26 protein-coding genes are annotated in these 23,186 nt (G+C 68.8%); 10 read left to right on the top strand and 16 right to left on the bottom strand.

What is annotated here, in order from left to right; translation table 11 throughout:
* Positions 1 to 41 precede the first annotated feature (41 nt).
* The 6 genes from purB to ABID41_RS16650 all read right to left on the bottom strand — a co-directional run bounded on the left by purB (position 42) and on the right by ABID41_RS16650 (position 5,969).
* Positions 42 to 1,364 (bottom strand): adenylosuccinate lyase, encoded by a 1,323-nt coding sequence (purB, locus tag ABID41_RS16675; RefSeq protein WP_354298180.1) that lies wholly within the window; start codon positions 1,362 to 1,364, stop codon positions 42 to 44.
* Positions 1,365 to 1,426: 62 nt separating this feature from the next.
* Positions 1,427 to 2,104, bottom strand: coding sequence for a MarC family protein (locus ABID41_RS16670; RefSeq protein ID WP_354298179.1), 678 nt, complete (start codon positions 2,102 to 2,104; stop codon positions 1,427 to 1,429).
* Between the two features lie 56 nt (positions 2,105 to 2,160).
* Positions 2,161 to 3,648 (bottom strand): spinster family MFS transporter, encoded by a 1,488-nt coding sequence (locus ABID41_RS16665; protein WP_354298178.1) that lies wholly within the window; start codon positions 3,646 to 3,648, stop codon positions 2,161 to 2,163.
* A 96-nt stretch (positions 3,649 to 3,744) separates the two neighbouring features.
* Positions 3,745 to 4,158, bottom strand: a complete 414-nt coding sequence (locus ABID41_RS16660) for a DoxX family protein (protein WP_354298177.1) — start codon at positions 4,156 to 4,158, stop codon at positions 3,745 to 3,747.
* A gap of 14 nt (positions 4,159 to 4,172) precedes the next feature.
* Complete coding sequence (locus ABID41_RS16655; RefSeq protein WP_354298176.1) at positions 4,173 to 4,616, bottom strand: VOC family protein; 444 nt, start codon at positions 4,614 to 4,616, stop codon at positions 4,173 to 4,175.
* 87 nt (positions 4,617 to 4,703) lie between these two features.
* On the bottom strand, positions 4,704 to 5,969 hold the full coding sequence (locus ABID41_RS16650) for an adenosylmethionine--8-amino-7-oxononanoate transaminase (protein WP_354298175.1): 1,266 nt from the start codon (positions 5,967 to 5,969) through the stop codon (positions 4,704 to 4,706).
* Here ABID41_RS16650 and bioF point away from each other — a divergent pair.
* Together bioF and bioD are read left to right on the top strand one after the other, a co-directional pair.
* Positions 5,968 to 7,164: an 8-amino-7-oxononanoate synthase gene (gene bioF, locus ABID41_RS16645; RefSeq protein WP_354298174.1), complete on the top strand. Its 1,197-nt coding sequence runs from the start codon at positions 5,968 to 5,970 to the stop codon at positions 7,162 to 7,164. The genes ABID41_RS16650 and bioF overlap by 2 nt on opposite strands.
* A complete protein-coding gene (gene bioD / locus ABID41_RS16640) occupies positions 7,161 to 7,823 on the top strand; it encodes a dethiobiotin synthase (RefSeq protein ID WP_354298173.1) in 663 nt (220 codons plus the stop codon). The genes bioF and bioD overlap by 4 nt, the downstream gene beginning before the upstream one ends.
* On the opposite strand, the gene nhaA is transcribed toward bioD, so the two are convergent.
* Positions 7,820 to 8,992, bottom strand: coding sequence for a Na+/H+ antiporter NhaA (gene nhaA / locus ABID41_RS16635; protein WP_354298172.1), 1,173 nt, complete (start codon positions 8,990 to 8,992; stop codon positions 7,820 to 7,822). The genes bioD and nhaA overlap by 4 nt on opposite strands.
* A gap of 94 nt (positions 8,993 to 9,086) precedes the next feature.
* Here nhaA and ABID41_RS16630 point away from each other — a divergent pair, with 94 nt between their 5' ends.
* On the top strand, positions 9,087 to 10,502 hold the full coding sequence (locus tag ABID41_RS16630) for a protein adenylyltransferase SelO family protein (protein ID WP_354298413.1): 1,416 nt from the start codon (positions 9,087 to 9,089) through the stop codon (positions 10,500 to 10,502).
* A gap of 23 nt (positions 10,503 to 10,525) precedes the next feature.
* Here the strand turns inward: ABID41_RS16630 and ABID41_RS16625 are convergent, their stop codons facing one another.
* Positions 10,526 to 11,164, bottom strand: a complete 639-nt coding sequence (locus ABID41_RS16625; protein WP_354298171.1) for a TetR/AcrR family transcriptional regulator — start codon at positions 11,162 to 11,164, stop codon at positions 10,526 to 10,528.
* Between the two features lie 67 nt (positions 11,165 to 11,231).
* Here ABID41_RS16625 and ABID41_RS16620 point away from each other — a divergent pair, with 67 nt between their 5' ends.
* Both ABID41_RS16620 and ABID41_RS16615 read left to right on the top strand, forming a co-directional pair.
* Positions 11,232 to 12,509, top strand: a complete 1,278-nt coding sequence (locus ABID41_RS16620) for a cytochrome P450 (RefSeq protein WP_354298170.1) — start codon at positions 11,232 to 11,234, stop codon at positions 12,507 to 12,509.
* Between the two features lie 7 nt (positions 12,510 to 12,516).
* Positions 12,517 to 12,693, top strand: coding sequence for a rubredoxin (locus ABID41_RS16615; RefSeq protein WP_331930833.1), 177 nt, complete (start codon positions 12,517 to 12,519; stop codon positions 12,691 to 12,693).
* A 138-nt stretch (positions 12,694 to 12,831) separates the two neighbouring features.
* Here the strand turns inward: ABID41_RS16615 and ABID41_RS16610 are convergent, their stop codons facing one another.
* A complete protein-coding gene (locus ABID41_RS16610; RefSeq protein WP_354298169.1) occupies positions 12,832 to 13,305 on the bottom strand; it encodes a hypothetical protein in 474 nt (157 codons plus the stop codon).
* A 234-nt stretch (positions 13,306 to 13,539) separates the two neighbouring features.
* On the opposite strand from ABID41_RS16610, the gene ABID41_RS16605 reads away from it, so the two are divergent.
* A complete protein-coding gene (locus tag ABID41_RS16605; RefSeq protein ID WP_354298168.1) occupies positions 13,540 to 14,415 on the top strand; it encodes an alpha/beta fold hydrolase in 876 nt (291 codons plus the stop codon).
* Here ABID41_RS16605 and ABID41_RS16600 read toward each other — a convergent pair.
* Entirely contained in the window at positions 14,409 to 15,659 is a 1,251-nt protein-coding gene (locus ABID41_RS16600) for an RNA polymerase sigma factor (RefSeq protein WP_354298167.1), read from the bottom strand. The two genes, ABID41_RS16605 and ABID41_RS16600, sit on opposite strands and share 7 nt — an antisense overlap.
* Positions 15,656 to 16,027, bottom strand: coding sequence for a YciI family protein (locus ABID41_RS16595; RefSeq protein WP_354298166.1), 372 nt, complete (start codon positions 16,025 to 16,027; stop codon positions 15,656 to 15,658). Before ABID41_RS16595 ends, ABID41_RS16600 begins: the two co-directional genes overlap by 4 nt.
* 247 nt (positions 16,028 to 16,274) lie before the next feature.
* Here ABID41_RS16595 and ABID41_RS16590 point away from each other — a divergent pair, with 247 nt between their 5' ends.
* Positions 16,275 to 16,751 carry a GNAT family N-acetyltransferase gene (locus ABID41_RS16590; protein WP_354298165.1) on the top strand — a complete coding sequence of 159 codons (477 nt, stop codon included), beginning with the start codon at positions 16,275 to 16,277 and terminating at the stop codon, positions 16,749 to 16,751.
* Here the strand turns inward: ABID41_RS16590 and ABID41_RS16585 are convergent.
* The 4 genes from ABID41_RS16585 to ABID41_RS16570 are packed head-to-tail and all read right to left on the bottom strand — an operon-like array spanning position 16,737 to position 19,827.
* Positions 16,737 to 17,120 (bottom strand): DUF4180 domain-containing protein, encoded by a 384-nt coding sequence (locus tag ABID41_RS16585; protein ID WP_354298164.1) that lies wholly within the window; start codon positions 17,118 to 17,120, stop codon positions 16,737 to 16,739. The genes ABID41_RS16590 and ABID41_RS16585 overlap by 15 nt on opposite strands.
* Positions 17,121 to 17,129: 9 nt before the next feature.
* Positions 17,130 to 18,050 carry an isopenicillin N synthase family dioxygenase gene (locus ABID41_RS16580; protein ID WP_354298163.1) on the bottom strand — a complete coding sequence of 307 codons (921 nt, stop codon included), beginning with the start codon at positions 18,048 to 18,050 and terminating at the stop codon, positions 17,130 to 17,132.
* Positions 18,047 to 18,901: a ribokinase gene (locus ABID41_RS16575; protein ID WP_354298162.1), complete on the bottom strand. Its 855-nt coding sequence runs from the start codon at positions 18,899 to 18,901 to the stop codon at positions 18,047 to 18,049. Before ABID41_RS16575 ends, ABID41_RS16580 begins: the two co-directional genes overlap by 4 nt.
* Positions 18,898 to 19,827 (bottom strand): nucleoside hydrolase, encoded by a 930-nt coding sequence (locus tag ABID41_RS16570; protein ID WP_354298161.1) that lies wholly within the window; start codon positions 19,825 to 19,827, stop codon positions 18,898 to 18,900. The genes ABID41_RS16575 and ABID41_RS16570 overlap by 4 nt, the downstream gene beginning before the upstream one ends.
* A 132-nt stretch (positions 19,828 to 19,959) precedes the next feature.
* Between ABID41_RS16570 and ABID41_RS16565 the strand changes: the two genes are divergently transcribed.
* The gene (locus ABID41_RS16565) at positions 19,960 to 20,214 is read left to right on the top strand and encodes a hypothetical protein (protein WP_354298160.1); all 255 of its coding nucleotides are present in this window, start codon (positions 19,960 to 19,962) and stop codon (positions 20,212 to 20,214) included.
* 34 nt (positions 20,215 to 20,248) lie between these two features.
* Here ABID41_RS16565 and ABID41_RS16560 read toward each other — a convergent pair whose 3' ends face one another.
* Positions 20,249 to 21,616: a spinster family MFS transporter gene (locus ABID41_RS16560; RefSeq protein ID WP_331931192.1), complete on the bottom strand. Its 1,368-nt coding sequence runs from the start codon at positions 21,614 to 21,616 to the stop codon at positions 20,249 to 20,251.
* Positions 21,617 to 21,732: 116 nt separating this feature from the next.
* Between ABID41_RS16560 and ABID41_RS16555 the strand changes: the two genes are divergently transcribed.
* On the top strand, positions 21,733 to 22,362 hold the full coding sequence (locus ABID41_RS16555) for a glutathione S-transferase family protein (RefSeq protein ID WP_354298159.1): 630 nt from the start codon (positions 21,733 to 21,735) through the stop codon (positions 22,360 to 22,362).
* The gene (locus ABID41_RS16550; RefSeq protein ID WP_354298158.1) at positions 22,338 to 23,162 is read left to right on the top strand and encodes a M48 family metallopeptidase; all 825 of its coding nucleotides are present in this window, start codon (positions 22,338 to 22,340) and stop codon (positions 23,160 to 23,162) included. The genes ABID41_RS16555 and ABID41_RS16550 overlap by 25 nt, the downstream gene beginning before the upstream one ends.
* Positions 23,163 to 23,186: the final 24 nt, after the last annotated feature.

The raw sequence follows: 23,186 nt of genomic DNA, 5'->3' as shown, positions 1-23,186 counted from the left end.
AAGGACGGGACGCTCCCGTCGGAGCGTCCCTTGTTTCTCGATTACTCGGCGGCCTTGGCCATCGCGTCCTGGCCGAATACGCGCGAGAAGATCACGTCGACGTTCTTGAAGTGGTAGCCGAGGTCGAAGAGCTCGGCGAGCTCGGCGTCCGAAAGGGTCACCTCCGGATCGGCCTTCAGGAAGTCGAGGAAATTGCCTTCGCCGCGCCAGACCTTCATGGCGTTGCGCTGCACGGCCGAATAGGAGGCCTCGCGCGAGAGGCCCTTCTGGGTCAGGGCCAGCAGCACGCGCTGGGAGTGAACCAGGCCGCCCAGGCGGTCGAGGTTCTTCTGCATGTTTTCCGGATAGACCAGCAGGCGGTCGACCACGCTGGCCAGACGGCGCAGGGCGAAGTCCAGGTGGACAGTGCTGTCCGGCGCGATGCCGCGTTCGACCGAGGAGTGGCTGATGTCGCGCTCATGCCAGAGGGCGACGTTCTCCATGGCCGGCGTGACCGCCGAGCGGACAAGCCGGGCCAGTCCCGTCAGGTTTTCCGTCAGGATCGGGTTGCGCTTGTGCGGCATGGCCGACGAGCCCTTCTGGCCGACGTCGAAGAATTCTTCGGCCTCGAGGACTTCGGTGCGCTGCAGGTGGCGGATCTCGATTGCGAGGCGCTCGATCGAGGAGGCGACGACGCCGAGGGCCGCGAAATAGGCCGCATGCCGGTCGCGCGGGATCACCTGCGTCGAAGACGGTTCGACCGCCAGGCCCATCTTCTCAGCCACGTAGGCTTCCACCTCGGGCGCCACGTTGGCGAAGGTGCCGACCGCGCCGGAGATCGCGCAGGTGGCGATCTCGAACTTGGCCATGGCCAGGCGCTCCTTGGCGCGCTGGAACTCGGCGTAATGACCGGCGAGCTTCAGGCCGAAGGTGGTCGGCTCGGCGTGGATGCCGTGGCTGCGCCCGACAGTCGGGGTCAGCTTGTGCTCGAAGGCGCGCTTCTGCAGCGCGGCCAGCACTAGGTCGACATCCTCAAGCAGCAGGTCGGTGGCGCGGGAGAGCTGGACCGCCAGGGTGGTGTCGTTGACGTCCGAGGAGGTCATGCCCTGGTGCAGGAAACGGGCCTCGGGACCGACGATCTCGGTGACGTGGGTCAGGAAGGCGATGACGTCGTGCTTCACTTCGCGCTCGATGGCGTCGATGCGGTCAACGTCGAAGATCGCATCGCGACCCTTTTCCCAGATGGTCTCGGCGGCCAGCTTCGGGATGACGCCCAACTCGGCCATCTTGTCGGCGGCGTGGGCCTCGATCTCGAACATGATCTTGAAGCGGGTCTGCGCGTCCCAGATGTGGGCGGCTTCCGGGCGGGTGTAGCGGGGGATCATGGGCGAGGCTCCTTAACGGGCGCGTGTTAGCCTCGAAGCCGCCCGATCGCAATCTTGGCGGGTCAGGTCAGGGCGTTGAGGTAGGTCGGGACAAGGCTCTCGAGGCCGCTGCTGATGATCTGGACGCCCACGCAGAGCAGCAGGAAGGCCACCAGGCGCGACAGCACCCGAGCGCCCGAACGGCCCAGCAGGGCCAGCACCTTGTAGGACCAGCGATAGGAAACCCCCACCGCCAGCGCCACCAGCACGGCCGCCAGGCTGACCCCGATGAAGAACGAGATGACGCCGTCGCCGTCCGACGGTCGCTGCGAGGCGAGCGCGATGGCGACCGAGATCGCCCCGGGGCCGGTGGTGAACGGCATGGTGAGCGGGAAGAACGCCACGTCGTCCTGCAGCTCCGCAGGCGCGGCGGCGTCGGCCTTGCGGCTTTCGTTGGCCTCCGGCTGCATGAGCAAGCCCCAGGCGCGGATAGCGACCACCAGGCCGCCCGCGACCCGCAGGGCGCCCATGCTGACCCCGAAGAAGTTGAGGATGTAGCCGCCGAGCAGCAGGGAGCCGAGCAGGATGAAGAGAGCGAAGAGTGCGATCCGCCAGGCCAGAATGTGGCGGTCGGAGCGGCCCTCGGTGACCTGGTGGAAGGTGAGCGCGGCTCCCACGGGATTGACGATCGAGAACAGCGCCGGAAACGCCAGGAGGAAGGCGCCGACGACCGACGTCAGGGGAAGGGGGCTCAGGTCCATGCGAATCGCAGCCTAGAGGCGCCCGTGGCGGTTCGGCCAGGGCCGAACCGCGCCGGTCATGCGCCGGCCAGCGCTTCTGCCTCGGTCTGGGCCTGGGCGGCCGCCATGTCCTTGGGCAGGGTGATGGCCGCCAGCAGGTAGTGGACGCCGGCCCAGGCGTAGATCAGCAGGTTGAAGATGATGCCCTGCTGGGTGCCCTTGGCGGTGGCGGCCTTGCAGGCGGCGTCGACCATCGGCCCGGCGCCTTCGCGCCCGACGCCGCCGGGGCACATGTCGAAGAACGGACCCATGCCCACGGCCCTGAAATTCGACTGCGCCAGCATGTCGATGCACCAGCCGCAGAAGGGCGGGCCAAGGCCCAGGGCGATCAGGTTCAGGACGAAGAACAACAGCGCCGTGGCGGTCGCCCGCATGCGCAGGGAGACGGCGTTCTGGATCACCCCGAAGGTCGGGCCGAGATAGGTGTAGTGGAAGATCCCCGGGAGCAGCAGCAGCCCAGCGGCCAGCTTCCAGTCGGTCTGGACGTAGACCAGGATGTACAGCGGGCAGGCGATCAGCAGGCCGATCGCCGGCACGAGCGCGTACCAGCGGCCCGACTTCCTGGCCGCGAAGTCGGTGAGGAAGCCGCCGAGCAGGGTGCCGGCCCCCGAGGAAAGCCCGCCGATCAGGCCGAAGATGATCCCGACGGTGGCCAGGTCCAGGCCGAAATTGCGGATGAAGTAGGGGGCCGAGTACTGCCCGACGCCATAGCCGGCGAAGGAGGCCAGGGTGACGCCGGCCACCATGTGGAAGAAGCCCCAGCGGCCGAAGATCCGCTTGGCGACCTCCCAGACCGAGGGCGGCTTGGTGTGGACGGCGGGCGCGGTCTCGTCGCCCTCGGTCATCGGCGCGTCGGCCGCCTGCTGGGCGATCAGGCGGTCGGAATAGCCGCGCGGGGGTTCCTTGACGAAGACCTTGATCAGGATGGCGACGATGACGCCCGGCAGGCCGACCAGCATGAAGGCCATGCGCCAGGAAAGGTTCTGGGCGATCCAGCCGCCGGCGACGGCGCCGATCATGCTGCCGAGCGGAATCCCGAACGAATAGATCGACAGGGCCGAGGCGCGTTTGCGCGGCTCGAAATAGTCCGAGATCAGCGAGTGCGCCGGCGGCGAAAGGCCGGCCTCGCCGACCCCGACCCCGACGCGGAACAGCATGAGCTGGACGAAGCTGTGCGCCATGCCGCAGAGCGCGGTGAAGCCCGACCAGATGACGATGGCGATGGTGATGATGTTGACCCGGCTGCCCCGCTCGGCGACCCGGGCGATCGGGATGCCGAGGGCTGTGTAGAGCAGGGCGAAGGCGAGGCCGCCGAGCAAGCCGAGCTGGGTGTCGGTGAGCTTCAGGTCGACCTTGATGGCCTGGCCGATGGTCGAGATGATCGTCCGGTCGATGAAGTTGAAGGTGTAGGCCAGGACCAGAAGCCAAAGCACCGACTGCTTGTAGCTTTCGGAGAAGAGCGGCTTTCTGGCAGGCTCAGCAACGCCGGCGTTGGTCGCGGCCATGAAATCGATTCCCCTCCCCAAGCGGGCGCTGTTTGGACTGACACTATGTCCGTAGGCGCCGCAAGGGAAAGGCTGTCGTGACGGCAGGCCGGGCCATCAGGGCCTGACGGGAAACAGGCTCCTGAGACGCGCGTCGCGGAGCCAGAGCCCGCCCCACATGAAGAGGCCGAGATAGACCCCGAACAGGGTGTGGCTGAAGAGCGGGTTGCCCAGGCGCAAGTGGCTGGTGATCGCCCCGCCCATCACCGCCATGAACAGCACCGCGCCCAGTACGGCCGTGCGCGGATTGAGGTAGAGCGCCAGGCAGACGAGCTCGATCACCCCGATGGTCCGGCCAAGCCCTGGCGGGTAACCGAGCGCGGCCAGGGTGTCGCGGACAACCTGCAGATCGACCAGCTTGATGGCGATGTCGAAGGTCATGAACAGGGCGAAGAGCCCGGTCAGGGCCCAGCCGGCCCAGGCCATCGGCCGGGAGCTCGACGTACGCCCCGTGTCGGTGGCGACGGTCATTTCGCGATCCTCCTTCAGGCTTTGGGTTGAGGCTCGCCCATCGACCACTGGATGCCGAAGGGATCGCGGAGGATGCCGTAGCGGTCGCCCCAGAACATCAGGTCGACGGGCATAACGACCTCGGCGCCGGCGTCGAGCGCCCGCTGGGACCAGGAGTCTATGTCGTCCACCTGCAGGTGCATGGTGTAGGACGAGGAGGGTTGGAACGGCGCGCCGTGCTCGGGCATGTCCGGAAACACGTCACAGATCATCAGCGTGCCGCCGTTGACCAGCAACGCGCAATGCAGCAGGCGCACGCCGTCGTCGGCCGGCAGGCGGAAGACCTCCTTGGCGCCGAAAGCCTTCTGGTAGAACTCGGACGCGGCGCTGGCGCCATCGACGGCAAGGTGCGGGATCACGCCCTTCATGGGCATGTCGATGGCGGCGAGTTCGCCGGCGGCGCTTTCCATGGTGGTCATCGGGTCGTCCTCCTTGGCGGCCCGTGAAAGGGCCTTTGGCTCAAGGACGCGGGGGCGGTGACCGATCCGACAGGGCAGGCAAAAAAACTAGCGGGTCAGGACCCGACGGATCGCGCCGGTCAGGCGGGCGAGTTCGTCGTCGGTCGTGACGTAGGGCGGGGTGAGATAGACGACCTTGCCCATGGGCCTGATCCAGCAGCCCTCTTCGGCGAAGGCCATGCAGAGCGGGCCGCTCTCGACCGCATGATCGAACTCGACCACCCCGATGGCGCCATAGGTCCGCACGTCCACCACGCCGGGCGCCGCGCGACAGGGCTCCAGGCCCTCCGTTAGTGCGGTGTTGATCCGGGCGACATCCGCCTTCCACTGGCCGGTCTCGAAGAGGTCGAGGCTGGCGTTGGCCGCGGCGCAGGCCAGGGGATTGGCCATGTAGGTCGGGCCGTGCATCAGCGCCGCGCCCGCATCGTCGGACCAGAAGGCCTCGAACACGTGGCTGCGGGCGATGGCGGCCGAGAGCGGCAGGGTGCCGCCGGTCAGGGCCTTGGAAAGGGTGACGATGTCGGGCGTCACGCCCGAGCCTTCGCAGGCGAAGAGGTCGCCGGTGCGGCCGAAGCCGACGAAGATCTCGTCGAAGATCAGCAGGACGCCGTGCTTGTCGGCCAGACGGCGCAGGCTACGCAGCACCTCGTCGTCGTGGAACAGCATCCCGCCGGCGCCCTGGATACGCGGCTCGACGATGATCGCCGCGACCTCGGACGCCTTCTGCGCCAGCAGCGTATCGAGGGCCGCTTCGGTTGCCGGACCTGCGGGCAGGTCGGTGACGATCTGGGCCGGCATGACGCCCGCGAACAGACTGTGCATGCCCTCTTCCGGATCGCAGATGGTCATGGTGGCCAGGGTGTCGCCGTGATAGCCGCCCTTGAAGCTCAGGAAGCGGGTGCGGCCGGCGACGCCGCGGTTGATCCAGTACTGCAGCGCCATCTTCATCGCGATCTCGACTGAGACCGAGCCGCTTTCGGCGAAGAAGACGTGGTCGAGATCGCCGGGCAACAGGGCCGCCAGGCGGCTGGCCAGGCGATAGGCCGGCTCATGCGCCAGGCCGCCGAACATCACGTGCGGCGCGGTTTCGAGCTGGGCGGTCACCGCCGCGCGGATGTGCGGGTGGTTGTAGCCGTGGCAGGCAGTCCACCAGGAGGCGATGCCGTCCACCAGTTCGCGGCCGTCCTCCAGGATGATCCGCGCGCCTTCCGTGCGGGCGACGGCGAGGGGCGCAGGCGCGGTCTTCATCTGGCAGTAGGGCCGCCAGACGTTGCGGGCGCCGTGGGTGAGCCAGTCCGGTGTCGCGAAAGTCATGACCTGCGGCTTTAACCGAAGGCCGGGCTCGTGCATACCGCACGCCGTGACAGACACCTTGACCGCCTTCGCGCAGGCAAAGCTCGCGACCCTCGAGGCCCAGAGCCTGAAGCGCAGCCTGACGCCGACGCATCGGCTGGACGGCCTGTGGGTCGAGCGTGGCGGGCGACGGCTGCTTTCCTTCTCCTGCAACGACTACCTGAACCTTTCGCATCATCCGGCGGTGAAGGCTGCGGCGATCGCGGCGGTGCAGGCGCACGGGGCGGGAGCCGGCGCCTCGCGGCTTGTGACCGGCGACCATCCGATCTTCAGTGAGCTGGAGGCGCGGCTGGCGGCGCTGAAGGGAACTGAGGCGGCCTGTGTCTTTGGCTCCGGCTATCTCGCCAACAGCGGGATCATTCCGACCTTCGTGGGCGAAGGCGACGTGGTGTTCGTGGACGAGCTGGCCCATGCCTGCATCTGGTCCGGCGCGCAGCTTTCGCAGGCCCGTATCGTCAGGTTTCGTCACAATGACATGCAGGATCTTGCCGAGAAGCTGGCGGGCCTGCGCGGCGAGGGACGGGCGCTGATCGCCACCGACGGGGTCTTCTCCATGGATGGCGACATCGCCCCGCTGGACAAGATTTCCCGGCTCGCTCAGGCGCACGAGGCCTGGCTGCTGGTGGACGACGCCCACGGGCTGGGGGTGCTGGGTGAAGGGCGCGGGACAGCGGCGCTCTTCCCGGACGCCAGGATCGATCTGGCCATGGGCACCTTTTCCAAGGCCCTCGGCGGCTATGGCGCCTATGTCTGCGCCAGCGCGCCGGTGATCGACTTCATCAAGACCCGGACGCGGACCCTGGTCTACACGACCGGCCTGCCGCCGGCGAACGCCGCTGCGGCCCTCGCGGCGCTGGACGTGGTCGCCGCGGACCCGGCGCTGGCGGCCGCGCCGCTCGCCAAGGCGCAGCGTTTCACCCGTGCGCTTGGCCTGCCCGAGGCGACGAGTTCGGTGGTGCCGGTGGTGCTGGGCGAGGCCGAGCGGACCTTGGCCGCCGCCAGGGCGCTGGAGGCCGAGGGCTTCCTGGTCGTGGCGATCCGTCCCCCGACCGTACCGGCGGGGACGGCGCGGTTGCGGGTGGCGTTCACCGCCGGCCATCCTGACGAAGAGATCGACCGTCTATCGGCGGCGGTGCGTCCGCTTATGGCGTCATGAGCCGGCGACTGTTCATCGCCGGCGCTCATACGGACGTTGGCAAGACCTACGCCGCCTGCGCCATCCTGCGCGCGGCGAGGGCCGCCGGACAGTCCGTGCAGGCGCTGAAGCCTGTGGTCAGCGGCTTCGACCTCGCCAACTGGGAAGGGAGCGATCCGGGCCGCCTGCTGAGCGCCTTGGGGCGGTCGTTGACGGTCGCGGAACTGGACGCGGTCTCGCCGCTGCGATTCGGCGCGGCCCTCTCACCGCCGATGGCGGCGCGGCTTGAGGGCGTGGACCTGCGGCTGGCGCAGCTTGAGCGGTTCTGCCGCGATGGCCTGGCTGCGAGCGGAGCGGACCTCACTGTGGTCGAGGGCGTGGGCGGGGTGATGTCGCCGATCGCTGAGGACGCCACGTGCCTCGACCTGATGATCACGCTTGGCCTGCCCAGCGTGCTGGTGGGCGGGTCCTATCTGGGCGGGGTCAGCCACACCCTGACCGCGGTCGAAACGCTGCGCGGGCGGGGGCTGAGCATCGAGGCGGTGGTGGTCAGCCAGGATGGCGCGGCTGACGCGCCCGACTTCGACCAGACGCTCGAGGCCGTGGCGCGGTTCGCGCCGGGCTTGAAGGTGATCGCCGCGCGGCGGGGCGACGAGGGCTGGGCGCGGACCCTGGTCTAGACCTCGTCGCCGCGCAGCCGCTGGGCGTAGGCCAGGACCGCCATGCCGGCGAGGGTCGAGAGGATCGAGCCGGTGATGACCCCCACGCGCACCTGGGTCTGGGCCAGGCCGTCATGCGGATCGAAGGCGAGGCCGCCGATGAAGAGGCTCATGGTGAACCCGATCCCGCACAGCAGCGAGACGCCGTAGAGCTCCAGCCACTTCGCGCCAGTCGGCCGGCGGGCCAGTTTCAGCCAGATGGCGAGGGCCGAAAAACCGAATACGCCCAATTGCTTACCAAGGAAGAGGCCCAGCGCGACGCCCAGCGGGATCGGGCTCAGCAGGGTCGAAAGCGACAGGCCGGCGAAGGAGAAACCGGCGGCGGCGAAGGCGAAGAGGGGCAGGATCAGGTAGGCGACGTAGGGGTGCAGGCTCTCCATGAAGTGCTTGAGCGGGCCTTCGTGGCCGGGCTTGCGCGGCTCGATGGGGACGGTCATGGCCGCCGCGACGCCGGCCAGCGAGGTGTTGACGCCGCTCTTCAGGCAGAAGGCCCAGGCCAGGGCGAAACAGGCCGCGTAGAAGAGGTAGGGCGCCGATTTCCACTGAGACATCAAGGCCATGAGCCCGATCGAGGCGGCCGCCCCGCCCAGGGCGTACAGGTTCACGTCGGACGTAAAGAGGATGGCGATCAGGGCGACCGCGCCCAGGTCGTCGGCGATGGCCAGGGTCAGGAGGAAGATCCGCAAGGAGGCCGGCAGCCTCGGTCCGGCCACCGCGAGGGCGGCCAGGGCGAAGGCGATGTCGGTGGCGACGGGGGTCGGCCAGCCCTGCGGCGAACCTGCCGAACCGGCGTTTATCAGCAGATAAACTGCCGATGGCGTCACTATCCCGCCGATAGCGGCGAGGACGGGGAGGGCCAGGCGCCGCGGACTGGAGAGTTCGCCGCGCAGGATCTCGTGCTTGATCTCCAGCCCGACGACGAAAAAGAAGATCGCCATCAGGCCGTCCTTGATCCACCGATCAACCGGCTTCACCTCGTGGAAGGCGCCGATCTGGATCGGGATCTCGTGCCTGATGAAGGCGAAGTACGAGTCGGCCCAGGGCGAGTTGGCGAGCAGGAGGGCGAGAAGCGCCGCGCTGGCCAGGATCACGCCCGACGCGGTTTCCGTCTTCAGGAAATCGAGGGTCAATCGTCTCGCCATGGCTTCGGTTAGCATGGGCCATCGCGGCCCCGCACATCAATCGGGCGTTGCTGGCGCCGATGTGATCGCTCATTTGAAGGGGATGCCCGTCTCGCCCGACTACCGTCCCGAGCCGCACGTCCAGGAACTAGGCGCAGAGTTCTTCGACCCCGTGGCCCCGGCCGACTTTCCGATGACCCTGCTGCGGTTCCGCAACGACCGGGCCGCGGCCAGCGTGGGGCTGGAGGCCCTGAGCGACGAGGAATGGACCGCGCACTTCGGGCGCTTCCGGCCGCTGCCGGACAACCTGCCTCAGCCGCTGGCCATGCGTTATCACGGCCATCAGTTCCGCGTTTACAATCCCGAGCTCGGTGACGGGCGGGGCTTCACCTTCGCCCAGATGCGCGAAGACCAGGGCGGGCGGCTGCTGGACCTCGGCACCAAGGGCTCGGGCCAGACGCCCTGGTCGCGGGGCGGCGACGGACGCCTGACCCTCAAAGGCGGGGTGCGGGAGGTGCTGGCGACGGCCATGCTGGAGGCGCTGGGGGTTCCGAGCTCGCGATCCTTCTCGCTGATCGAGACCGGCGAGCAACTGATGCGCGGCGACGAGCCCAGCCCGACCCGCTCGTCGGTGCTGGTCCGCCTATCGCACAGCAACATCCGCTTCGGGACCTTCCAGCGGCAGGCCTATTTCCAGAAGGGCGAGCAGGTCGGCCAGCTCGTGGACCACGTGATCGCCTACTACTATCCGGAGCTGGCGGGCGCAGGGGATCGGGGCGCGGCGCTGATGGCGGCGGTGGTCGCGCGGGCGGCGCGGCTGACGGCGCGCTGGATGACGGCCGGGTTCGTGCACGGGGTGCTGAACACCGACAACATGAACATCACCGGCGAGAGCTTCGACTACGGCCCCTACCGGTTCCTGCCCTACAACGACCCCAACTTCACGGCGGCCTATTTCGACACCGCCGGCCTCTACGCCTTCGGCCGCCAGCCGGAGAGCGTATTCTGGAACCTGCAGCAGCTCGGCGGCTGCCTGACGCTGGTCAGCCCGTCAGAGCCGCTGATCGAGGCGCTGAACGGCTTCGGGCCTATCTACCGGCGGGAGTTGGCCGGCGCGCTGCTGAACCGGCTTGGCCTGCTGCGCGGCGAGGAGGAGGCCGAGGTCGCCTTCGCCAACGCCACGTTCCGGGCCATCGCCGAGGGCGGGCAGGCGCTGCGCTGGGAGCCGTTCTTCTTCGACTGGTTCTGCGGCGACGAGGTGCGAGCCATGGGCGGTTCGCGGGCCAGCCTCTATGAGGGCGAAGCCTTCGCCGAGTTCCGGCGGCTGCTGAAGGGCTTCGCGCCCGACCGGCCCGAGCGGCTGGCGAACGCCTATTTCGCCGAGCCCGAGCCGCAGGAACTGCTCTACGACGAGATCGAGGCGATCTGGGCTGGCATCGCCGAGCGCGACGACTGGAGCGCCTTACACGCCAAGCTGGCGGCGATCGAGGCGGCGCGGACGGCCTGGGGGCTCGGGTAGGGCGATCACGTATGATCTTGGGGCTACTGGTCGGCCGTCAGGGTCTTGCGAAGCGAGATCAGGCTGGTTTCACGGATCGGCTCCAGGTTCATCTGCGGGTCCACCAGGAGCTGGATGGACAGGCCCAGCAATAGCGAGCCGATGATCAGCGCCGTGGCGTCGGCGTCCAGCTCGGCCCGGATGGTCCCCTCGGCCTGACCGCGTTGGATCAGAGCTTCGAGCCGCCGCTCCACGCCTTCGTGCACCTTCGCGAAGGCTGAGCGCTGGGGCGACAGGTCGGCGACGGCGCCGGCCATCATCATGAAATAGGCGCGCGCCTCCCCGGCCCCGCCGAGATTGCGCAGGAAGAGCTCCACATAGGCCAGGACCGCGTCCAGCGCCGGCAGGGCGTCGAGCTCGCCCATCAGTTCCGCCTGCCGCGCCTCGAGAAAGGCGACCAGCGCGTCAATTAGGCCCTGCTTGGACCCGAACCTCTGGGTGGCGAGCCCGCGGCTGTACCCGGCGCGCGCGCCGATGTTCTGGAACGTGGCCGCCGAGACGCCACGCTCCACGATCAGTTCCGCGGCGGCCTGCAGCAGTCGGCGCCCGGACTCGTCGCGCCGCTCGGCCTGGGTGCGGCGGACGCGGGCGGCATTGTCCACGGCGGCGGTCGGCGCGGTCATCGAATCCACTTTACTTGTTGTATGACAATCAACTTAATGCCGACAAGATACGCTCAGGGACCAGGCCGTGAAAATACCTTCGGACGTCGCCGCCACCATCATCGATCCCCGCGCCTATGCCGCCGGCAAGCCCGTGGACGACGCCTTCGCATGGCTCCGCAAGGAGGCCCCCCTGGCGGTGGCCGAACCCGACGGCTACGACCCGTTCTGGGTCGTGACCCGGCATGCGGACATTCTCGATGTCGAGCGGCAGAACGAGCTGTTCCACAACGGCGACCGCTCCGCGACGCTCACGACGATCGAGGGCGACCGCAAGGTGCGCGCCATGATGGGCGGCAGCCCGCACCTGGTCCGCTCGCTCGTGCAGATGGATAACCCCGACCACATGGGCTACCGGCGCCTCACCCAGGGCGCCTTCGTGCCGCAGAACCTCCGAAAGCTGGAAGACCGTATCCGCGAGATCGCCAACGGCTTCATCGATCACATGGCGGCCATGGGGGAGCGCTGCGATTTCGCCCGCGACGTGGCCTTCCTCTATCCCCTGCAGGTCATCATGGAAGTGCTGGGCGTGCCGGAAAGCGACGAGCCCAGGATGCTCAAGCTGACCCAGGAACTGTTCGGCGCGGCCGACCCGGAGCTGAACCGCACCGGTGCGGAAACGACCGGCGACGTGGGCTCCGGAGTCGACACGATCCAGTCCGTCGTCATGGACTTCATGACCTATTTCGCAGGCATCACCGAGGATCGCCGCGCGCGGCCGCGAGACGACATCGCCAGCATCATCGCAAACGGCGAGGTGGCGGGCCAACCGCTCGGCCACCTGGAGGCCATGAGCTACTACATCATCGTCGCCACCGCCGGGCACGACACCACCTCGTCCACGACGGCGGGCGCGATGTGGGAAATGGCGCGGAATCCGGAGGTGTTCTCCAGGGTCAAGGCAAACCCGGCCCTGATCCCCGGTCTCGTCGAGGAGTCGATCCGCTGGGTGACGCCGGTGAAGCACTTCATGCGCACGGCGACTGCGGACGCCGAACTGGCCGGCCGGAAGATCGCCAAGGGCGACTGGCTCATGCTCAGCTACCCGTCCGGCAACCGGGACGAGGCGGTGTTCACCGATCCCTTCGTCTTCGACCCGGAGCGTACGCCCAACAAGCACGTGGCCTTCGGCTACGGCGCGCACGTGTGCCTGGGCCAGCATCTGGCGCGGATGGAAATGCGGGTGCTCTGGGAGGAGCTGTTCAAGCGGCTGGAGGCGATCGAACTTGACGGCGAGCCCAAGAACATGACCGCGAGCTTCGTGTGCGGCCCGAAGTCGGTGCCGGTCCGCTTCAAGATGAACTGAGGCGGGCATGGCAGAGGCGTACAAGACCTGGCAGTGCCGGACCTGCGGCTATCTTTACGACGAGAGGGCGGGGGATCCGGACGAGGGCCTGGCCCCCGGCACCCGCTGGGCCGACATTCCCGCGGACTGGATCTGCCCGCTCTGCGGCACGGCCAAGGCCGAGTTCGACATGGTCGAGATTTGATCGACTTCTTGGCGTCGAACGGACCTTCCGATCCCCGGCTGGGGCGCTCGACGTCAGCGGGGCGGATGGCCCAAGCCAAGGCGGTCAAGAACCAGCGGAATCGTCTCGTCCGGCGAAACGAAATGGGTGACCGGCCTATCAGACGAACAGGCCATGGCTCCCGCCGACGGCGCCCACCAGAGTCAGCAGGCTGAGGCCGAGCATGATCCTATGGAAACGCTCCATGCGGCCGAACTGGACGCTCGAGGTTCCAGCGGCGATCGCGCGCTCCAGTTTCCGATGCAGACCGAGCGGTTCGACTATGAAAAGCATCGCCGCAAAGAGGAGCCATAGCAGCAGCATGGCATGCATCCACCAGTAGGTCGCAGACTGAAAGCGGCTCCAGGCGTCAAGCCGCCAGGTCATGTAGAGACCGCTCAGGCCAGCCAGGCCAACACTGATCCGAGCTTGCCAGGCGAACACTCCCTCGAACCTGAGAAAGGCCGCCAGCCGCTCCTCGGGCGCGTAATTTCGTCGGACCGACGGGAAGAGCACCGTCGTGACAAAGCCCACCCCGCCGATCCACAGCAGGACCGACAGGACGTGAATGATCCGGGCGACGGTGACATCCATGGCGCAATCCTTCGATGACAGCCGCGGCGCTGGCGTCGTGGGATCGGCTTCGCGCCGTAGCGGCAGTTGAGGTTCAGCTTAGCCCGGGCCCCCGCTGCCCGGACACGACAGTTGTCATGCCGGCAGGAGAATATCTTCTGAAAGCGTCCCGATGCCGGACCCCAATAGTGTCACGAGCTGTCTTGATGTCCGTCGCCGGTTGTGCCGTGATCGATACAGGCGGGGGTTGTGGTCATGAACGAACTCCTTTTGGAGACCGGGCGGGGACGCAAGCTGCATATGGTCGCCAGCGGCGTCGGCGGGCCGACTGCGGTGCTGATCCCGGGCGGCGGCATGTCGGCGGCGTTCAGCGCGCCGCTCCAGGCGCGGATCGCCGCTTTTGGCCGGGTGTGCAGCTATGATCGCGCAGGTCTCGGCGAGAGCGATCCGGCGCCCCAATCGCTGACCTTCGAGGACCATGCGCGCGATCTGCGTGACCTGCTCGCCACGGCCGGCGAGGCAGGCCCGTTCGTCCTGGTTGCGGAGTCCTTCGGCGGGCTGGTGGCGCGGGCCTTCGCCAGGCTGTTCCCCGGCGAGGTCGCCGGGCTTGTCCTGGTGGATAGCGCCGGAGAGCAGCATGTGTTCGCCTCCCTGGACCTGCTGCTGGCCTCCAGCCGACAGCAGTTCGCGGCCGTTCGCCTGCTGCGCCCGCTCGGCCTGCTGGGGCCGTTGATGTCGCGCGGCCTTCCAAGCAGCTTCGATGCGCAGCAGCGCCGACGCATCGCCAGGGTCGTCAACCGGGCTCAGCACTGGGCCGCGGCCATGCAGGAGGCGGACGCCTATCTTGCGACCCCGGGCGATCGCCGGGTCGCGGGCGGTTTCGGAAGGCTGGGAGACCTCCCGCTGACGGTCATCGCCCATGGAAAGCCGTTCCGCGGACCGCACGCGCCGCTGGAGGCTGGCTGGCGAGAGGGACAACAGCGCCTGGCGGAGTTGTCCAGCCGATCGCGTTTCGTCGTGGCCGAGCGGTGCGGCCATGGGATCGCGCAGGAAGACCCCGATCTCGTCGCCAGCGAGGTGCGCCTGATGCGCGAGCCGCTGGCCGCCTCCGCCGGCCCGGCCTGCTACTGATCGGCCTCGGCCTGCAACCGGTCGAGGTGGAGGCGGATGTGGGCGGCTTCGGGGGCGGAGTTGGCGAGAGCTATGGCGCGGTCAAAGGCCTCGCGGGCTTCGTTGTTGCGGCCGAGCTGCATGAGGTAGCCGCCCTTGGCGCCGTGGAAATAGAAATAGCCGGAGAGCTTGTCGGCCAGGGGCTCGATCATGGCGAGGGCCGCCAACGGGCCCTGCGTCTTGGAGATCGCCACCGAGCGATTGAGAGTGACGACGGGCGATCCGGTCATGGCCTCCAGCGTCGCGTAGAGCCGGTCGATGCCGGCCCAGTCGGTGTCGGAAGGGGCGGGCGCCCTGGCGTGCAGGGCGGCGATGGCGGCCTGGACCTGATAGGGGCCGGGGCTGGCGTGGCGCAGGGCCTTGTCGATCAGGGCCAGGCCCTCGGCGATCATTCGGCGGTTCCAGAGGCCGCGGTCCTGGTCCTCCAGCAGGACGATCTCGCCGTCCGAGTTGAAGCGGGCCGCGGCGCGGGAGTGCTGCAGCAGCATGAGAGCGGCCAGGCCCATAATCTCCGGCTCGGTCGGAAAGAGGCGCAGCAGCAGGCGGGCGAGGCGGATGGCCTCCTCGGCGAAGGGCGCGCGGGCGTCGGCCTCGGCGACCGTGGAGGAATAGCCCTCGTTGAAGATGAGATAGATGACCGAGGCGACGGTGGTCAGACGCTCGGCGCGTTCGGCGGGGCCCGGGGCCTCGAAGGCGACGTCGGCCTGGCCGATCTTGGCCTTGGCGCGGGTGATGCGCTGTTCCATGGCCGCCTCGCTGACCAGGAAGGCGCGGGCGATCTGCCTGACCGACAGCCCGCTGACGATGCGCAAGGCGACGGCCACCTGCTGGACCGCCGGCAGGTCGGGATGGCAGCAGATGAACAAGAGCCGCAGGATGTCGTCGCGATAGTCCGATCCGTCGAGGCGCTCGGCGAGCGGCGCCTCGACATCGTCGAGATCGGAGATGGTTTCTTCGGGCGGCAGGGCCTGGTTGCGGGCGCGGCGACGGACGGAGTCGATGCCGCTGTTGCGGCCGACGAGGATGAGCCAGGCCGCCGGATCGCGGGGCGGCCCCTTCTGCGGCCACGACTTGAGGGCGCGCAGGCAGGCGTCCTGGAACGCCTCCTCGGCCAGGTCCAGGTCGCGGAAATAGCGCAGCAGGGCGCTGACCGCCTGCGGGCGGGCGGAAGTCAGCGCGGCGTCTATCCAGGCCGGGTCGGTCACGTAAGCTGCAGCTCCTTTCCGGGCTGGTAGATGCTGATGGGGCGCAGCTCATAGGCGCCGCCGGGATTGGCCTTGCCCAGGTCGCGGGCGATCTGCAGGGCCTCGTCCAGGGACTGCACGTCGACGATGTAGAAGCCGAGAAGCTGTTCCTTGGTCTCGGCGTAGGGGCCGTCGATGACCAGGTCCTGGGCCTTGCGCAGGGTGGTGGCCGAGGTGGTCGGCAGCAGCCGGATGGCCGGGCCGAGCTGACCTTTTTCGCGCGTCTTCTCGTGGACGACCTGGAGCCTGGCCATGACCGCGTCGTCCTCTTCCTTGGTCCAGGCGGAGGTGATCGCTTCGTCGTTGTAGCAAAGGATGGCGTAGAGCATGGCTGGCTTCCGATCTCCCTAAGGACGCGCCTGATTGCGTGTTCCCGACACTTGGCTGGAAGATTTAGACGCAGCGGGTTTGGTCGGCCAGATGGCGGGTTGGAGCGGCGCCGCCGCCTCTTGTGGTCGGGCGCCTTGGCCGGTATGTCTTTTCGCGACAGGAAAACGAACCCAGCACCCCGCCTTCGCCGCGCCTTGAGCGCGAACGGCCGTTTGCGGCCTGAATTCCACTGTCGAGAACTTCCCAATGAGCTTGAAGATCACCCGCCGGCCCGCCGGCGCCGAATGCGCTGCGATACTTGCCGAACTGCCCGAATGGTTCGGGCTGCCCGAGTCCAACGCCGCCTATGCCGAGGCCGCCGAGCGCGAGCAGGCCTGGGTCGCCGAGGCCGACGGGCGGGCCCTTGGCCTGATGGTCCTGACGGACACCGGCTTTTCCGCACTGGACGTCCACCTCCTGGCGGTCCGCCCCAACCTTCATCGGCAAGGCGTGGGCAAGGCGCTGATCGCCCAGGCCCGGGCCGTCGCGCGGGAGCTGGGCAAGCCCAACCTGACCGTGAAGACGCGTGGGCCGTCCTTGCCCTACGAACCCTATGAGCGAACCCGGGCCTTCTATGAGGCGGTGGGCTTCGAGGCCCTGGAAGAGCTGATCGAGGTCTGGGGACCGGAGAACCCCTGCCTCGTCATGATCATGCGCGTGCCGGAGGCTTCAGGCGCCCGTTGAGGGGGGGAGTCTGGCGAGTTTGTCTTCCAGGTCCGCGCGGTCGGTCACGAACCAGACCGAGCGGCCGCGGTTCGACTCGGAGACGAAGTCGCGCAAGGGACCGCTGCCCGCGGTCGCGCTGCTGACGTCGCCAAGGATGGCGACCCTCAGGCCGTAGTTGACGCATTTCTGCAGCACCTCGCCGGCCAGGCCGGTCGAGAGCCTGAGGAAGTCCGGCGAGAGCCTCTGGACCGGGATGACGATCAGTTCGGCGCTGGCCGAAAGTGCTTCGCCCACCAGGTCGGAGGCGTCGCTCGGGGCGGAGAGGGGCGGGCCGGCGGAGCTCCAGAAGAGAACCTCGCGGCCGCAGATGGTCTGCGTCTGGTTCATGAGCGCTTTCTACTTCGCCAGGCCGATCTCGCGAAGGCGTTCGGCGAGGAACTCGCCGGCGGTGATCGGCGGCCAGCGGGCGCCGTCGCCCCGGCACGAGGGGAGGCACTCCAGGGACACGTCGGAGGCCGGGTGCATGAAGAACGGCATCGAATAGCGGCTGACGTTCGGGCCGACCGGATTGACCACGCGGTGGGTGGTCGAGGGGATGACGCCGTTGGTCAGGCGCTGGAGCATGTCGCCGGAGTCGACGATCAGGTTGCGCGGCTCGGTCTCCACCGGAAGCCAGGTCCCGTCGCGATCGAGGAGCTGGAGACCCGCGCCCTTGGCGGCGACCAGCAGGGTGATGAAGTTGATGTCCTCGTGGGCCGCCGAGCGGACCGCGCCGGCCGGGGCGTCGCCTGGCACCGGCGGATAGTGCAGCACACGCAGGATCGAGGTCCCCGCCGAGACCTTGTCGTCGAAATAGTCAGACGGAAGGTCGAGCTTCGGGGCGAGGGCCGAGAGAAGGATGCGGCCGGTGCGGTCGAGCGCGTCGAACAGGGCGCTGAAGGTCGCCTGGAAGGCTGGCGCTTCGGCCGGCCAGACGTTCGGGGGGAAATCCTCAGCCGGAAGGCCGGGGGCGGCGTCTCGGCCGATCTGCCAGAACTCCTTGAGGTCAGGGAGCGTGGAGTCCTTGGCGTGCTCGGTCCCGAACGGCGTGTAGCCCCGCATGCCGGCGGCGTAGCGGCGTTTGACCGCTTCGGGCAGGGCGAAGACCTCGGCGCTCCGGGCGTAGGCGGCGCCCAGCAGGTCCTCAGGCACGCCGTGGTCGGCCAGGATGATGAAGCCGTAGTCCTGGAGGCCGCGCATCAGGTCGTCGGAGAAGCGCGCGCGGGCGGCGGCGTCTCCGGCGGCGAAGGTCCTGAGGCTGAGGGTGGGAACGCTCATCGGGCGGCTTCCATGAGGGCGAGGACCTCGGCGCGGGTCGGCAGGGAGGATTGGGCGCCGGGGCGGGTGGCGGCAAGCGCGCCGGCGGCGCAGGCGAAGGCCAGGGCGTCGGCCGGGGGCTGGCCCTCCAGCAGGGCGAGGGTGAGGGCCGCGACGAAGGTGTCGCCGGCGCCGGTGGCGTCCACCGCCTCGACCTTCGGCGGCGCGGCGAGCGCGAGCTGGCGGCCGGCCCGGAAGAGCCCGGCGCCTCTGGCGCCCCAGGTGATGGCGACGAGGCCGGGCTGGGCGTGCAGCGCCTGCCCATAGAAGGCGGCCTCGGTCTCGTTGACGACGATGAGATCGGCGCGGGCGAGAGTCTCAGGCGGGATCTCGGCGGCCGGGGCGAGGTTCAGGCAGACGAAACCCTCGGCCATGGCCACCGCCTTGGCGACGGTCGCAACGGGCAGTTCGAGCTGGCAGATCAGGGCGCCGGGCGGGACGGTGGTCAGGCGCTCGGGCGTGAAGCTGGCGTTGGCGCCGGGGGCGACGATGATCTGGTTCTCGCCGCCGGCCGCGACGGCGATCAGGGCGACGCCGGTGGCCGCGGCGGGATCGGTCCCGACGCCGGAGAGATCGACGTCGCCCGCGCAGAGCAGCGCCAGGGCCTCGTCGGCGAGGCCGTCCGCGCCGACCTGGCCGACCAGGCCGACGTCGGCGCCCAGCCGTCGCGCGGCCAGGGCCTGGTTGGCGCCCTTGCCGCCGGGATGACGGGCGAGGTTGGCGCCGGTCACGGTTTCGCCGGGGGCTGGCAGGGTGGCGGCGGTGGCCACGAAATCCAGGTTGATCGAGCCGACGATGGTGATCCTGGTCATCTGGCGAGGCGCTCGGTCAGCAGGGTGAAGACGCCGTCGGCGTCGGCGCCGGTCGCCCATTCTATGCGCGCGGCGGCGGGATCGGGCAGCCGGAACTCGACCGCGGTGTGCCCGAGGGTGAGGGGCGAGCTGGTCTCCACCTGCAGGTCGCAGCGGCGCAGGGTGAAGAGCTGGGGCGCGAGCAGGTAGGCGATCACGCAGGGGTCGTGGATCGGCGCGCCGGTTCCGCCGACGATGTCGCGTTCCAGGGCGTTGGAGAACTCGAGCAGTACGGTGCTGGCCTTGGCCGCCGGCCTGTCGATGGCTGCGATCGCGGCGGTGCGGGCTGGATCGGCGCGGACTTGGTGGGTGACGTCCAGCCCCATCACCACGCAGCGCGCGCCCGAGGCGAAGACGACCTGGGCCGCGTGCGGATCGGCGAAGATGTTGAACTCGGCCGAGGCGGTGATGTTGCCGCCCTCGCGGCGTGCGCCACCCATGACGACCACCGGCCCGAGCCGGGCGGCGAGGGTGGGTTCGAGCTGCATGGCCAGGGCCAGGTTGGTGCAGGGGCCGGTGACGGCGAGCGTGACCTCGCCGGGGGCGTGGGCCATGACGATATCGACGATGGCCTGGGCGGCGTGGCCGGCCTCCACGCCCTTTGCGGGCGTGAAGAGCTCCAGCGGGCCAAGGCCGCTCTCGCCGTGAAAGGCGCCGGCCTCGACCGCGGCGCGGAAGAGCGGGCGATCGGCGCCGGCGTGGATCGGCACGTCCTCGCGGCCGGCGATCTGGCGAATGATCGCGGCGTTGCGGGCGGTCAGGCTGGCGCTGACATTGCCGGCCGTGGTGGTGATCGCCAGCAGCTCGAGCTCTGGCGAGGCGAAGGCGAGGAAGAGGGCGATGGCGTCGTCGACGCCCGGGTCGCAATCGAAGATGAGCTTGGTCACCGACCTATTTTCCAGAGTCCGGGCAGGGCGACAAGCTCACGCTTTCGACTTCCGGCTGGATCGCCGCTGCGGGTTCTGTGACCATGACCGACCGCGTCGAGGTCCGGCGCAGGCTCGAGCAAGAGGGACGTGATGGCGGCGGAAAAGCGGCGGCTGGCGCCGGAACTGATCGGGCGTGCGATCGCCCTGGCGATGGTGGCCGCGGCGATATTCGTGCCGCCTCCGGGGAAGTTCTGGCTGGCGGCGGCTGGGTGCGCCCTGGCCGCGGCGGTGTTCCTGATCCAGGCGGCGCTTGGCCGGCCAGTGCGCCGGGCCCGCTGGCTGAACCTGGTGTTCGGGCTGATCTTCGCCGCAACTGCGATGTGGCTAGTCTTCCTGCGTCATTAGGCGGAGAGCGCGCGGCGCTCTCCGCCCATGAGGCCTAGCTGACCATTTCTTCGCGGATCGTGCGACGCGCGGCCCAGAGGAGCGCGAAGGCGACGAGGCCGAAGCCGGTCGAGAGCATCAGCGCCCAGCGGACGCCTTGCGCCGGGCCGAGGCCGACGACGTTGCTCATGATGTCCGACAGGATGCCGACGGCGAGCGGGCCAAGGCCCAGGCCGATCAGGTTGATGATGAACAGCAGGATCGCCGCGGTGGTCGCGCGCATGTGCGGCGGCACGATCGACTGGCCGATCGCATAGACCGGCCCGTACCAGAGCGAGCCGATCAGGCCGTTGATCACCAGGATCCAGAGCGCGGCGGTCGCCGACGGGACGCTGACGGCGATGACGTAGATCGGCACGGCCAGCAGCGAGGCGATGGCCGGAACCGACACGTAGCCGCGCAGGTCGGTCTTGGCGTAGCGGTCGGCGATCTGGCCGCCGAGCCAGGCCGAGATGGTGCCGGCGGTGCCGCCCATGAGGCCGAGCGCCAGGCCGAGGAAGCCGACGGACTTCAGATCGAAGGCCGAGGCCAGGCTGGCGACTTCGTCGCCGTGGACGCGGAGGAAGAACGAGGCGGTGAACGGGGCGTGGCCGTAGCCGATGAACGCCTTGATGGCCGCGCCGAGCGCGATCAGCCAGAAGGTCTTCTTCTTGCCGAGATATTTCAGGGTCTCGCCGAAGGAGGCCTGGGTCGCCTGGATGGCGGCGGAGTGCTGGGCCATGACCTTCCGGGGTTCCTTCAGCGTGAACCAGGCGAGCAGGGCGAAGAGAACGCCCGGCGCGCCGGCGACCACGAAGGCCCAGCGCCAGCCGAAGGCGTCGGCCACCAGGCCGCCCATGACCAAGCCCAGCAGGCCGCCCAGCGGGGTGCCCATGGAGTAGAAGGCCAGCGCCGAGGCGCGCTTTTCCTTGGGCACGTAGTCGGCGATCAGGGAGTGGGCCGGCGGCGTGCAGCCGGCCTCGCCCACGCCCACGCCGATCCGGCAGAGCACGAGCTGGATGAAGTTCTGAGCCGAGCCGGAGAGCACGGTGAAGCCGGACCAGGCGGCGACCGCGGTGCCGATGATGATCGGCCGGTTCTTACGCTCGGCCATACGCGCGATCGGAATGCCGAGCACGGTGTAGAAAATCGCAAACGCCAGGCCGCTCATCAGGCCGAGCTGCCAGTCCGCAAGGTGAAGGTCGTTCTTGATCGGCTCGGCCAGAATATTGACCACGGCGCGATCCAGGAAGTTCACGATGTAGATCCCCAGCAGGAGGAACATCGCATACCGCGTGTAAGATGCGGAGAATGGCTGGGCGCTGGCCGCCGGGGCGGCGGCCGCGGTGGCCGGATCAACCGACTGTGCGGTGGTCTCGGTCATGAAGGACGTTTCCTACGAAAATGGGACTGATACGAATTTCTTATTGTTGGGCGCACTCTAGACGAGCCCCCCGGGGCATGGGCAATAGCCTCTCCGGAAGAAAAAAGGAGTAGCCCATGGAACTCGTGATCGGAACCAAGCGGTGGTCGACCTGGTCCCTGCGCCCATGGCTGGTCCTAAAGCACGTTGGCGCGCCATTCACCGAAGTAGAAATCATGTTGCGCCAGGATGACGGGCGTACGGAAGCTGAGATCTTGCCGCACTCGCCCTCGGGGATGGTGCCGGCGCTGAAGGACGGCGACCTGACGGTCTGGGATTCACTGGCGATCTGCGAGTATCTCGCCGAGAAATTCCCCGAGGCCAGGCTGTGGCCGGCCGATCCGGCGCTGCGCGCTCTGACGCGGGCGGCGGCCAGCGAGATGCACTCCGGCTTCCAGTCGCTGCGCGGCGAGTGCCCGATGGCCCTGGAGGCCGAGCCGAAGGTCGTGACGCTGTCGGAAGCCACCCAGAAGAACATCCGCCGCATCGTGGCGCTGTGGCGCGAACTGCTGGCCCGGTCGGGCGGGCCGTTCCTGGGCGGCGAGTGGTCAATCGCCGACGCCTTCTATACGCCGGTCGCCACCAGGTTCCGGACCTATGGCGTGCATCCTTCGGACTATGGCGACGATGGCTCCTGCGGCGCCTATATGAACCGGCTGCTGGCCACCCCGGAGTTCAAGGCATGGGAGAGCGCCGCGAGGGCGTGATTACGGCGTGCGGCTGTCGGCGAGGCCCTGTCAGGGTCTCGCGCCGCAACCTGCTGGCGGTGCTGGCCAGCGGCGCGGCGCTGGTCGCCTGCTCGGAGAACGCGGCGACCGGGCGCAGCCAGTTCGCGGTGGTGCCCGACGAGACCCTGCGCGAGATGGCGGACCAGGCCTGGGCCGATCTGATCAACCAGACGCCGACTTCGACCGATACCGCCATGCAGGCGCGGCTGGAGCGGGTGGGCCGCAGGATCGTCCAGGCCAGTGGGCGCACCGACCTGGACTGGCGGTTCGTCGTCTTCGATCGGCCGGAGATCAACGCCTTCGTCCTGCCGAACGGAAAAGTGGCCGCGTTCAAGGGCCTGATGGACTTCGCCCGCGACGACGACGAACTGGCGGGCGTTCTGGGCCATGAGGTCGGCCACATCCTGGCGCGCCATCCGGCCGAGCGGGTGAGCCAGCAACTGGCCGTCCAGGTCGGGGTCGGCGTGCTGCAGGCCATCCTCGCCAACGGGGACTATGGCCAGCACGCGGGCGAGATCGCCGGCGCCCTGGGCATGGGCGCGGTCTATGGGGTGATCCTGCCCTATTCCCGCAACCACGAACTGGAAGCCGACCGGCTGGGCGTGGATCTGGCGCAGCGGGCGGGCCTGGACCCGGCCGGCGCCATCCGCTTCTTCGAACGCATGGCCATCGAGGGGCGCAAGCAGCCCGAGCCGCCGGAGGTGCTGTCGACCCATCCGGCCGACGCCCACCGGCTGGCGGTGCTCAAGGAAGCCGTCGCGGCCCTGCCGAAGGGCTGAGGACCACTTGGCGGCGAACGGGCG

This window comes from Phenylobacterium koreense (genome assembly GCF_040545335.1).
Classification (GTDB): domain Bacteria; phylum Pseudomonadota; class Alphaproteobacteria; order Caulobacterales; family Caulobacteraceae; genus Phenylobacterium; species Phenylobacterium koreense.
Note: the sequence above shows the minus strand (reverse complement) of the source record. Positions and strands in the feature narration are given on the sequence as shown.